Origin of the sequence: Clostridium algidicarnis, from assembly GCF_000703125.1 — a bacterium.
GTDB lineage: Bacteria > Bacillota > Clostridia > Clostridiales > Clostridiaceae > Clostridium_L > Clostridium_L algidicarnis.
The window spans coordinates 1101285-1113499 of the sequence record NZ_JNLN01000001.1; the positions used below are offsets into that span (position 1 = coordinate 1101285).

11 protein-coding genes are annotated in these 12215 nt (G+C 29.7%); 4 read left to right on the plus strand and 7 right to left on the minus strand.

All coding sequences use genetic code 11. The features are described from left to right. Positions 1 to 148 precede the first annotated feature (148 nt). On the plus strand, positions 149 to 2584 hold the full coding sequence (locus BV55_RS15655; RefSeq protein WP_051652406.1) for a peptidoglycan-binding protein: 2436 nt from the start codon (positions 149 to 151) through the stop codon (positions 2582 to 2584). Between the two features lie 393 nt (positions 2585 to 2977). After that, positions 2978 to 3415, plus strand: coding sequence for a hypothetical protein (locus BV55_RS0105480; RefSeq protein WP_029451813.1), 438 nt, complete (start codon positions 2978 to 2980; stop codon positions 3413 to 3415). Between the two features lie 745 nt (positions 3416 to 4160). Here BV55_RS0105480 and BV55_RS0105485 read toward each other — a convergent pair. Continuing rightward, a complete protein-coding gene (locus BV55_RS0105485; protein WP_029451814.1) occupies positions 4161 to 4922 on the minus strand; it encodes a Nif3-like dinuclear metal center hexameric protein in 762 nt (253 codons plus the stop codon). Between the two features lie 124 nt (positions 4923 to 5046). Then, positions 5047 to 5604 carry a DUF6262 family protein gene (locus BV55_RS15920; RefSeq protein ID WP_035794277.1) on the minus strand — a complete coding sequence of 186 codons (558 nt, stop codon included), beginning with the start codon at positions 5602 to 5604 and terminating at the stop codon, positions 5047 to 5049. Positions 5605 to 5859: 255 nt separating this feature from the next. Here BV55_RS15920 and BV55_RS0105495 point away from each other — a divergent pair, with 255 nt between their 5' ends. Continuing rightward, positions 5860 to 6165: a hypothetical protein gene (locus tag BV55_RS0105495; RefSeq protein ID WP_029451815.1), complete on the plus strand. Its 306-nt coding sequence runs from the start codon at positions 5860 to 5862 to the stop codon at positions 6163 to 6165. Between the two features lie 239 nt (positions 6166 to 6404). On the opposite strand, the gene BV55_RS0105500 is transcribed toward BV55_RS0105495, so the two are convergent. The 3 genes from BV55_RS0105500 to BV55_RS0105510 form a co-directional block, all read right to left on the minus strand. Then, the gene (locus BV55_RS0105500; protein WP_029451816.1) at positions 6405 to 6878 is read right to left on the minus strand and encodes a YcxB family protein; all 474 of its coding nucleotides are present in this window, start codon (positions 6876 to 6878) and stop codon (positions 6405 to 6407) included. An 86-nt stretch (positions 6879 to 6964) separates the two neighbouring features. Continuing rightward, positions 6965 to 7450 (minus strand): YcxB family protein, encoded by a 486-nt coding sequence (locus BV55_RS0105505; RefSeq protein ID WP_029451818.1) that lies wholly within the window; start codon positions 7448 to 7450, stop codon positions 6965 to 6967. A 139-nt stretch (positions 7451 to 7589) separates the two neighbouring features. Next, positions 7590 to 8755 (minus strand): IS3 family transposase gene (locus BV55_RS0105510; protein WP_423752101.1). Its coding sequence is split into 2 segments (ribosomal slippage): positions 7590 to 8497 and positions 8497 to 8755, totalling 1167 coding nucleotides; the frame shifts between segments, so codons are not numbered across the junction. 747 nt (positions 8756 to 9502) lie between these two features. Here BV55_RS0105510 and BV55_RS0105520 point away from each other — a divergent pair. Beyond that, positions 9503 to 9739 carry a hypothetical protein gene (locus tag BV55_RS0105520; protein ID WP_029451822.1) on the plus strand — a complete coding sequence of 79 codons (237 nt, stop codon included), beginning with the start codon at positions 9503 to 9505 and terminating at the stop codon, positions 9737 to 9739. Positions 9740 to 10017: 278 nt separating this feature from the next. Here the strand turns inward: BV55_RS0105520 and BV55_RS0105525 are convergent. Beyond that, positions 10018 to 11183 (minus strand): IS3 family transposase gene (locus BV55_RS0105525; protein ID WP_423752101.1). Its coding sequence is split into 2 segments (ribosomal slippage): positions 10018 to 10925 and positions 10925 to 11183, totalling 1167 coding nucleotides; the frame shifts between segments, so codons are not numbered across the junction. 228 nt (positions 11184 to 11411) lie between these two features. Further along, on the minus strand, positions 11412 to 12206 hold the full coding sequence (locus tag BV55_RS15060; protein ID WP_051652407.1) for a tetratricopeptide repeat protein: 795 nt from the start codon (positions 12204 to 12206) through the stop codon (positions 11412 to 11414). Positions 12207 to 12215: the final 9 nt, after the last annotated feature.

Consider the following 12215-nt stretch of genomic DNA (forward strand, 5'->3'; position numbering starts at 1 on the left):
AAGCTATAAATCTAAAAATAAAAAAAATTTAATATATATTTTCATCTAACCTTTACATATTTAAGATTTCCTTCTCTTTTATAGGTGTAGATTAAATTCAAGCTTGATTTTTAATTTAAAAAATAAAAGATTAATGGAGGTTTTAAAAATGGGAAAATATTATCCAGATGTAAATCCAGGTGAAATAGTACCAGGAGGATTTACCTATCCTAATAATGCTAAGTTACAAGGAGACTTCTTATATTTAAGAGATGCAAACAAAAATATGGTATCAGGTAGGCAAGTTGATGATGGTGATAGCATAACAGTGTTAGATGTTGGTTATAGTCAGCAATTAGCATTAGTTCAATATCCAACATCAGCTGGGGTGAGACAAGGGTATGTTAATAATACACCTTCTGTAATTAAGTATAATAATGCTAATGCATGGGCTAACGGTTCAACCACAGAAATAGTTTATGATGAAAATGGTGGACAGCTCGGATCATTAGATCCTTATGAGTCAGCAACACCACTATATAAGAAAAATGGAATGACACATGTAGTTTATAACACAGATAAAGGCCCAAATACTAAATCAGGATATGTTAAATATGAAGGTAGTCCTATAACAGTAATCACTATACCTAAACCATCAACGTCAGGTGTATCCACAATATCATACGGGAAGAGTGGTAAAGAAAGAGACCTTACTGCTTATAAAATAGGGAATGGAAACAATTCATTAGTAATGGTATGTGAAGTTCATGGATTTGAGGATAACTTCCCTAAAGATGGACTTGAATTAGTTAATATAGGAAATGACTTAATTAGATCACTTGCAAGTAATGGAACAAAAGGATGGTCAGTATATGTGATACCAGCAGCAAATCCAGATGGACTAGCTGAAGGATATACTAATAATGGTCCAGGCAGATGTACTATAGTAGGCGGAGTAGATATAAATAGAGACTTTCCTATAGGATTTACTTCACACGGTACTCCAAGATATTGGACTGGTGATGCACCACTTAGTGTTAATGAGTCTAAAAAATTAAGTGAATTTATACAAGGTATTAAAAATAAAACTTCAGGGAAAATGGTTGTTATAGACTTACACGGATGGGAAGGAGCAGCCATAGGTAATCCAGAAATAGGACAGTACTTTAGAAATCAATTTGGATTTGAGCAAAGAAGTGGATATGGAGCAGATAGAGGATTCTTAATTGCATGGGCTAAATCAATAGGTGCAGATGCTGCATTAATAGAATTGCCAAAGAATACACATAGCCATAGTGATGTTATAAATGGAGGCTACTCACAAAAAGTAATAAATGCAGTAAATGGAATAATTTCAAATAATCCTGGTGGTGGATCTATTGGTAAATGGATTCAAAAAGGAGATAATTGGTATTACTATGAAAATGATTTAATGGTTACAGGCTGGAAAAGTATAAATGGATCATGGTATTACTTAGAATCAAGTGGAGCTATGGCAACAGGGTGGAATAGTATAGATGGTTCATGGTATTACTTAGAATCAAGTGGAGCTATGGTTACAGGTTGGAATAGTATAGATGGTTCATGGTATTATTTAGAATCAAGTGGAGCCATGGCTACAGGGTTGAAAAGTATAAATGATTCGTGGTATTACTTAGAATCAAATGGGGCTATGGCTACTGGTGAAATTATAATGAGTGGTAAGACCTATCATTTCGATAATTCCGGAAAGTTGTACTTAATTTTAAATAAGAAGATAACAGTTGACGACATTACACAAATTCAAGAAAGATTACAGAAACTAAAGCTCTTTGATGGATTTATATCAGGATATTATGATGATTTAACTAAATCCGCTGTAAGACAGTTTCAACTAAAATATAATATTATGCCAACATATGGAGTAGCTAATGAAGAAACAATTTATGCTATTAAAAAATCTAATCCATCAATCAGTTATATACTTTATGATGAAGAAGCTAAAAATTCAAAACCCGGTAAATTATTTAAAGACACAGCGGAAGTAAGAAAGAAGAAGTATTGTGAGAAATATCCATATACGGAAGTTGAGTTAGTTCCAGTAAGCGGTGCACATGATTTCAAAAATAAGTGGAATAATATTGGACTAGATTCTAAAGGTAATGAAATAAAGGTTGCTGTAGTTGAGCTTCAATTTCATGGTACTGTAGGTGATGCACCAGATGGAAAAGGAATTGGACATATGTTCAATATAGATAATGACGATAATAAGAAAGATAGAATTGTAGTTAGTGATAAGCTTGACGAATATAATAGAGATACAGATATAATAATTTCAACTTTAAAGTCTAAAAAAATGGATCTTCTTTATTTTTCTTCATGCAATACTGGTAATCCTGATGTTGAAAATGTAGGTAATGCATTTAAGAAAGTTGTTACTGCAAATGAAATAATTGCATGGGATGGTGGAACTATATTTAATTGGGATACTGGTGAAGATGAACCTGGACCTTATAGAAAGACTATTGATAAAATTAAGAGAGACCAAGCGACCTGGTATAAGTATGTTGATAAGGATAAAGATGGTACACCACTCAGGGATAGGAAAGGAAGGGTATGGATTTAATATAGAATAGACCCGATGAGTTAATAGTATAAATAAAAAAGGTAATATATCAAATGAGTCTTAGAAAAACGTATCCAAGGGTGTATAAGCTGTTATGTACAGCATAAGAACCCTAAATCATGGAGGTTCAACAGTGCTAATATATCCAATTTGAAAAAAACTAGCTATCACCAAATCATAAATTTGGTGATAGCTAATTTCAAAGAGTGTTATTGGAGTATTACCGTTGGTAGCTAGGGAATAAATTTTATTAACAAATAAGGGTCTAATATTAACTTTATCTTGGGAAAAAGCTACTATTTATTAAAGGAAGTAAAATGATAGAAATCAGGGTTACCTTATGGTAAAATAAAGGAGGTAGATAATATTTCATAATAAGCTTGGGGGTATATAATGAAGAAAAAGAGAACTATAATTAGGATATTACTTATGACCATGATAATTTCTTTAAATATTTATAATGTGTCCTTTAAAAGGATTAGGTTTAGTGATAAGTATTTCAAAAATGATGATTATAAGATAAGAGTTGCAGATGCAAGTTTAAATTGGATAGAAGTAGAAGATAGAGATGAAAAAGAAAAGGTAATTGAATATATGGACTCTACTAAATACCTTTATGCATTTAATCTCAAACCTGGAGGTGATACCCCTACTGGAGGTATATCCATAGTTTATAAGGATGGCGAATATTATGATAAGTTTATTTTTTATGGAATAAAGGTGGTACATCGTACAAATGATGAAGAGTACTGGGAAGAGTATTGGCTTACGGATAATCAGTTTGATAAGCTTCAAAAGTTATACAATGATTTAAAAAGGTGTAGTAAATAAAAAGGTATCGATTTAATTTTTTACTACAATAAAAGAAATCAATTGTGATTATGATGAATCTATTAGTTGTCTTGAAAGTTAATACTAATAGTTTAAGAGACTATTATTTATAAGACCATTTTCTTATCTGCATTCCAAGAAATAATAAAAAACTAGGATATATACTAGAAATTAATATAAAATATGGACTTATATTATCATTTACGGTAGGAAGCATTTGAAACCATGAGATTGGAAAGCTAAGTAAATAAGATATATAAACAAATACACTAGGAAAGATAGACTCATCAGGTGTACCCATATCATAAGGCGACTTTATATAATCATGATCAATAAACAAAATCAAAGAGCTTATTAAAAGTAATATGAAAATATTTTTTATGATAAAAGGTCATAAATACTATTTTTCTGAAGTTTCAAAGATAAGCCAAAAAGTATAAATATAATTGAAAATATTATCATAAGGTCTTTACTAACTTTATATCTATAACTTTGACTATATAAAATATCAGATGGATCAAATATTATAATAGGAATTATAATTAATATAATATTTGCTATGAATTATAAAACAATGGATTTGTTTTTTTTAACATAACACTATTCCTCCTTATGATATCTAGTGTAGTACACCATACACCGACTTATTTTAATATCTTTATACATAGACTACATATAATCAATGTAGTCTAGAATTTAATTGTTAAATTCTTTTAAGTTATACGTATTTCTCTGTTATTATGTCTTATTTTATATTCGTTTCATAATGCTCTTCATTAAGTCTCACTACTTCAAGTTCTTTTTTATTCTCATTCAATTTCAATGCTAAACTTTGAATTCCAAAGAATTCTGTGAAAGTATGACTCCCAATGATAAGATTTATCCCTTTAAACTTAGCATATTGAATCGTATACAAATTACATTCACCTGTAATGTATACATCACACTTATTTTCAACTGCTTCCTTAAGGCAAGTTGTTGGCCCTCCATTACCACAGACTAAGCCCACTCGCTTCACTTTTTTGTCATTAAACCGCCAAAATTTAACGGGTTCTTCAAGTAGATTTTCAATATCTTTTACTAATTCATTAAATTCAATTTCTTCATCATATTCTGCGATTCTACCAAAATATAACCCTTTCCATTCGTGGGTTCTTCTAACATTTTTTAAATTCAATTTTTTTAATAAACTATCATTTGTTCCAAAGTTACAGTCATCAAGTGGCAAGTGATTATAGTAGTGACTTATACCATACTCTGCTAATTTTTCTATGCATGCCTCTTTTAATCCGTATATTTCATACCATGCATCGTGGTGTGTCACCATCATATCAACTCCATGAATTCTTGCTTCCTCTATAGTTTCAAGCGTTAGGTTAACACAGTATCCTAATTTTTTAACTTTTTTATCTGCATGGTATGTAATCCCAGATTCACTAGAATAGATTTCCTCACTTGTTACATTAAAAAGTTCATTAATTCTTTCAACAATATGTGAAACATCCATATACTTACCTCCTCAATTTCATCATGTTTTGCCTTCAATTCTCATTATTACCTTGGTTGTAATCAATTTATTTGTATTACATCATAATACAAATAAATTGTGTATTTACATTTTTTCATACAGCTTACCTCTTAACATCTTCATTGTTATAAAGAAATGTCCTTGATACTCCACTTGCTGTCGCCACGTTATTAAAATTAATCTTTTCTCCATTAATGGAGAGTTCGCTAATCATAGCTTTTAAGTTATATATGTTAATTTTTTTTAGTTTATTAATTATTGTTGATAATATTTTTTTGAATCCCGTTAAAATAAAGTAAATACAAAATGAAATGATTGTATATAAAGTCATATAAAATAAAATCATAATTCCTTCCCATGCCCAATCGTCAAATTCTTCAAATGAGAAAAATAGATTTTCTTTATTCAATGATTTAAATAAAAAAATGCCTATAAGAGTTACGATTAAATTTGAGATTATAATTTTTTTAAAAGTTGAACTTAAATTTTCATCTTTAAAAGTTAAAGTATATAAACAAGTTGAAATAAACATTGAATAAGCAAGAATAAGATTTAATGTTTGAGCATTATTTATATGGATAATTAAAGGCATATTATATAGAACTATCGATAAAACAAATATATATATTATAAAAGGTTTTTTGCTTAAATTATTAAACAAAATATCATCTCCTTAAACTTATCTTAATAAACATATATTACCACGATTCAAGTTTCTTATAAATAGGTTATTATTAAAAAAGCAATAAAACAATGTTTTAAATATATAACAGCACCTTTTTTTGCTCTTATATAGGATATAAATAAAAAAGATATACATCAGCATTAATAGAAGATAAAGTTATACAATTAATCTTGCAATATGGTAAAATGAGGATATGTATTTAGCATTTTATAATAAGTGTGGGGGTATATAATGAAGAAAAAGAGAACTATAATTAGGATATTACTTCTCATCATGATAATTTCTTTAAATATTTATAATGTGTCCTTTAAAAGGATTAAGTTTAGTGATAAGTATTTCAAAGATGATGATTATAAGATAATAGTTGGAGGTACAAGTGCAAGTGGGATAAAAGTAGAAGATAGAGATGAAAAAGAAAAAGTAATCAAACACATGAATTCTACTAAATACTTTTATGGATTTAATCTCAAACCTGGAGGTGATAGCCCCGATGGATGCATAGTGATACTAGATAAGGATGGAGAGATGGTTGGTTGAGGGGCTTACTTTCTTTGGGGAAGAATTGATGCATCGTAGAGTGGATGGTAACTATTGGCGAACTTATTGGATCAGCATGATAAGCTTGAAAGGTTATATAATGATTTGAAAAAGCGTAGTAAATAAAAAATTAGCGGGGTTATTTTTAATCCAATAAAAGAAATCAATTGTTGTTATGATGAATTGATTGGTTGCATTTAAACTTATTTTTTTAAGTAAAGGGAAAGAGATAGATCCTCTCATTTTATTAAATGTTTATTAAATTCATTTATAAAAGCATTTTTATTATCTTCATTTTCAAATGCTATTTTAGGTATTGATATAATTTCCTTTGAATTATATATATGAAGATACTTGCCAGATTCAACTATCTTATCAAATAATGACCAATACAAAATTATATCATAGTTAGTGGCAATAATTGATAGTCCAGCTTCATTTATAGACAATAAGAATTCATTTACTTCATCTTCTAGTCCATAAGAAAGAATTTTTCTGGTTAATATTGGATCTAATGTAGTTGACACTATATATAATATAAGAAATGTAAAGATTCCTTCTTTCAATCCAAGGAAAATAAATGGTGAAAAGATTGCAATAAGAACTATATACCTATTTACTAAAGTACGGTTTTTAAAATTTTCAGAGCCAGAAGTATATTCTGATTTAGAATTTAGATATTCTTCTCTTAAAAGAGAATATTTTATCTCCATTTAAACACCTCCATTAGTAATAAAATTTATTTATATATCTTTAAAATGCTGAAATGGAATACATTTTTATGGCTTTGGGTTGTCTTTTATTTTCCTAAATGTTTATTTAGTTCATTTATAAAATCCGTTTTATTATTTTTGTTTTTAAATATCTTTTTAGGTATTGATATATTCTCCTTTGAATTATATAAATGTATGTATTTTTTAGATTCAACAATCTTATTAAATAATGGCCAATATAAATTAAGCTTATATTCATTGGTGGTAACTGATATAGAATTTTCATTTATAGATAATAAGAATTCATTTATTTCATGTTTTAATTCCTTTTTAACTCGATAATGAAGACCTACCTTAACTGACATCGGCAGAAATATAACCGTTAATATGTACATCATAAGAAAGGTGCCAATCCCCTTTTTTAATAAGAAGAAGGTAATAGGTGCGAATATTACAATAGTAAGTATATATCTACCTACAAAAAATCGTTTTTTAAAATCTTCAGAACCAAATATATACTCTACTTTAGAATTTATATATTCTCTTTTTGTAAAAGAATATTTTATGTCCATATGAATACCCCCTATTAGTCATGGATAGTGTTAACACTATCTTTGTTTTAGTTTACATCTTTCTGACCCTTACCCAATAAAATAGACACTCTAAACTCGTATTATCTCTTATTTTCGTAGCATAACTTAATATTTCATTTTATGCAACGTTAACTTTTCGATTGGCTTTATTATAATATTCTTCAGGTGTAACATATCCATTTGAAGCGTGGATTCGTTGCCGATTATAAAATACCTCAACATATTCAAATACGGCTGCACGGGCCTCTTCACGGGTTTTAAAGTGGGTACCATAAAGCCATTCACATTTTAATTTACCCCAGAAAGATTCCATTGGTGCATTATCCCAACAGTTGCCTTTTCGGGACATGCTACATGTGAAACCATACTTTTTAATTAAATCTTGGTAATCATAAGAACAGTACTGTGAACCTCTATCCGAGTGTAAAATGACGTTTGAAGGCTTCCCAGCACGTAGATATGCTGAATTCAACGCGTTAATAACTAACTCCTTTGTCATTCGTTCACTCATGGACAATCCAACAATTTTTTGTCCACATAAATCCAATATTCCAGCAATATAGAGCCATCCTTCATCTGTCCACAGATAGGTGATATCACTTACCATTTTCTCATTAGGTTTGTCCACAGAAAAGTCACGGTTAAGGATATTTTCTGCAACTGGAAGCTTATGATTAGAATTTGTAGTTGCTATAAATTTCTTTGAAACCTTTGATTTTATGCCATTTTCACTCATGATATGTTCCACTCTTTTATGATTAATAGGAGTTTTGCTTTTGGCGTTTAATATCCGCGTAATTTTTGTTGAACCGTAAACTTTCTTGCTTTTGACATGGATATCACTAATTTCCTTTAATAGAAGACTATTTGCTTTCGATCTCATACTTTCCGGACGTTTCTCCCATGCATAGTAGCTGCTCCTAGAAACGGATAGGACCATGCATAGCTTCGCTATATGGTAGTTCATGCGATTAGCCTTGATAAATAGAAATCTCTTTATTTGAGGTTTCTCGCGAAGTAGGCTGCCGCTTTTTTTAATATATCATTCTCCTCTTTGAGGTCCCTATTTTCTTTTTCAAGTTTATGAAATTTTTCATCTTCTGGGCTTAAGTGTCCACTACCTATAAATGGAGCCTTAGGAGATTTCCTATACTTGTTTACCCATCCCTGCATTGTGGTAGACTTAACACCTAAATCAGCAGCTACTTTTGACATTGGTTCTCCTGTTTTTTCTACTCTCTTTACTGCTTCCATTTTAAATTCAGCACTATAACTTTTATTCATCTAAAATCATCCACCCTTCATTTTTAGTATAGCACGAGTTCGTCGTGTCTAACAAAGGGGGTATGGGTCATTCTTTGTTTAAATATGTGCCAACTATACTTAATATTAATACGCTCATGCATTGACAAAAAAAGGATTCCAACTCCATAATCATTTGGATCAAGCTGCATAGGAAAAAGATAAAGAATTTTAATTGAAACTATAAAGAAGTATATTATATAAGGAATAAAAATTAAGGGTATATTGATTCATTTACCTTCTAAAAAGAAGTAAATTAGGCTTATATACAGTATTGTTAAGAAAATGATCCCTATACTACTTAATAGTAGGATATTATCAGATACCAAATGATAACTTATTAATATCTGGAGATATATTTCTCAAATAATAGCAAAAACAATATTTAATAGCTGAGTTATACTAATCTGTTTTAGAATCCTTAATCGCTTATTATTAATTTTATTCATCTCGTTTAACTTATTTGAATAAACATATATTACCATGATATAAGTTGTTTATCAATAGGTAATTATTAAAAAGGCAATGGAATAATGGTTTAAATATATAATAGTACCTCTTTTGGTGAGGATATAAGGTTTCATTTTTAATCCAATAAAAGAAATGAATTGGGGTTATGATGAACTCATTAGTTGTTTTAAAAGTTAATATAAGATAATAGTTGAAGATACAAGTTCAAGTGGTATAAAAGTAGAAGATAGAGATGAAAAAGAAAAAGTAATCAAACACATGAATTCTACTAAATACTTTTATGGATTTAATCTAAGACCTGGTGGTGATAGCCCTGATGTACGCATAGAGATACTAAATAAGGATAGAAATAATGTTGAGGGGCTTACTTTCTTTGGGGAAAAGTTGATGCATTGTAGAGCAGATGGCAACTATTGTCGAACTTATTGGGCTAGCATGGATCAGCGTGATAAGGTTAAAAAGTTATATAATGATTTGGAAAGGCGTAGTAAATAAAAAATTAGCGTGGTTATTTTTAATCCAATAAAAGAAATGAATTGTGGTTATGATGAACTCATTAGCGCCTTTAAAGGTTAATACTAGTATTTCAAGAGATTATCTGAAAAATTTATTTTGAGATAGTCTCTTTTTTTTGTATTAGGAGCAGGGGCGTAACGTTTTATTTTATATATTTCTATATTTAAATATGTGCTAACTATGACCCTTACCCAATAAAATAGACACTCTAAACTCGTATTATCTCTTATTTTCGTAGCATAACTTAATATTTCATTTTATGCAACGTTAACTTTTCGATTGGCTTTATTATAATATTCTTCAGGTGTAACATATCCATTTGAAGCGTGGATTCGTTGCCGATTATAAAATACCTCAACATATTCAAATACGGCTGCACGGGCCTCTTCACGGGTTTTAAAGTGGGTACCATAAAGCCATTCACATTTTAATTTACCCCAGAAAGATTCCATTGGTGCATTATCCCAACAGTTGCCTTTTCGGGACATGCTACATGTGAAACCATACTTTTTAATTAAATCTTGGTAATCATAAGAACAGTACTGTGAACCTCTATCCGAGTGTAAAATGACGTTTGAAGGCTTCCCAGCACGTAGATATGCTGAATTCAACGCGTTAATAACTAACTCCTTTGTCATTCGTTCACTCATGGACAATCCAACAATTTTTTGTCCACATAAATCCAATATTCCAGCAATATAGAGCCATCCTTCATCTGTCCACAGATAGGTGATATCACTTACCATTTTCTCATTAGGTTTGTCCACAGAAAAGTCACGGTTAAGGATATTTTCTGCAACTGGAAGCTTATGATTAGAATTTGTAGTTGCTATAAATTTCTTTGAAACCTTTGATTTTATGCCATTTTCACTCATGATATGTTCCACTCTTTTATGATTAATAGGAGTTTTGCTTTTGGCGTTTAATATCCGCGTAATTTTTGTTGAACCGTAAACTTTCTTGCTTTTGACATGGATATCACTAATTTCTTTTAATAGAAGACTATTTGCTTTCGATCTCATACTTTCCGGACGTTTCTCCCATGCATAGTAGCTGCTCCTAGAAACGGATAGGACCATGCATAGCTTCGCTATATGGTAGTTCATGCGATTAGCCTTGATAAATAGAAATCTCTTTATTTGAGGTTTCTCGCGAAGTAGGCTGCCGCTTTTTTTAATATATCATTCTCCTCTTTGAGGTCCCTATTTTCTTTTTCAAGTTTATGAAATTTTTCATCTTCTGGGCTTAAGTGTCCACTACCTATAAATGGAGCCTTAGGAGATTTCCTATACTTGTTTACCCATCCCTGCATTGTGGTAGACTTAACACCTAAATCAGCAGCTACTTTTGACATTGGTTCTCCTGTTTTTTCTACTCTCTTTACTGCTTCCATTTTAAATTCAGCACTATAACTTTTATTCATCTAAAATCATCCACCCTTCATTTTTAGTATAGCACGAGTTCGTCGTGTCTAACAAAGGGGGTATGGGTCACTATACTTGATATTAAGACGCTTATGCATTGACAAAAGATTATAAATAACAAAAGAATCACGACACCATGGTCATTTGAAACCATAAGATTCGAAATCTAACTTTTTATGTAGAAATATTAAGATAGTATATAAAAGGTGAATAATATGAGGTTAATTTTAAAATAACCTAGAACAACTTCCAAACAGACTTAAAAATTCATCATTATGCCTAATTTTATCAAATATTTCATCATCAAAATAATCATAGTAATTAATTACTGTATCTTTAGCTAGTTTTAAGTTTGTGTAACAGCTATTATAATCTTCGTTATATAAGTTTATTGCAGCTAAAATAATATAGTTATCTCCATTACTAGAATCAAGCTGTATTGCTTTTAATATATTCTCTTCAGCTTTTTTAATATTAGATAATTTAAAAAATACATGTGCATAGTTTTTATAAGCCTGAGATAGGTTTTCACTAATTTCCACAGATTTATTTAAATCTGCAAGGGCATTTTCATATTGTTTCAGTCTGATGTATAAAAATGCTCTATTATTATATGCCGTATTATTACTCGGGTCAATCATAATAGTCTTATTAAAATCTTTAAGTGAACTTTCATACCTTTCTAAATTAAGATATAAAAAGGCCCTACTATTATATGCAAGGCTGTTGCTAGGATTAATATCAATAGCCTTATTAAAATCTTTAAGTGCGCTTTCATATTTTTTTAGTTTAAGATATGTTTCACCCCTAAGAATATACAATACATCTTTATATTCACCGTCAATATCAATAGCTTTATTTAATTCTTTAATAGCTTCTTTATAATCTTTATTTACGAAAAGATAATTACTCTTCTTTATAATTTCTCCATAAGAATTTAATTTAATTTTATTTTTTATACGTGGTAAGATTAATTTTATAATTAGTATAGAACACAAGGAAATTATGACTAAATAAATCATTATTTAAAG

Bases quoted from the DNA above. Each gene is read 5' to 3' on its own strand.
- BV55_RS15655 (WP_051652406.1), top strand. From the start codon at position 149: ATGGGAAAATATTATCCAGATGTAAATCCAGGTGAAATAGTACCAGGA.
- BV55_RS0105480 (WP_029451813.1), top strand. From the start codon at position 2,978: ATGAAGAAAAAGAGAACTATAATTAGGATATTACTTATGACCATGATA.
- BV55_RS0105485 (WP_029451814.1), bottom strand. From the start codon at position 4,922: ATGGATGTTTCACATATTGTTGAAAGAATTAATGAACTTTTTAATGTA.
- BV55_RS0105495 (WP_029451815.1), top strand. From the start codon at position 5,860: ATGAAGAAAAAGAGAACTATAATTAGGATATTACTTCTCATCATGATA.
- BV55_RS0105500 (WP_029451816.1), bottom strand. From the start codon at position 6,878: ATGGAGATAAAATATTCTCTTTTAAGAGAAGAATATCTAAATTCTAAA.
- BV55_RS0105505 (WP_029451818.1), bottom strand. From the start codon at position 7,450: ATGGACATAAAATATTCTTTTACAAAAAGAGAATATATAAATTCTAAA.
- BV55_RS0105520 (WP_029451822.1), top strand. From the start codon at position 9,503: ATGAATTCTACTAAATACTTTTATGGATTTAATCTAAGACCTGGTGGT.
- BV55_RS15060 (WP_051652407.1), bottom strand. From the start codon at position 12,206: ATGATTTATTTAGTCATAATTTCCTTGTGTTCTATACTAATTATAAAA.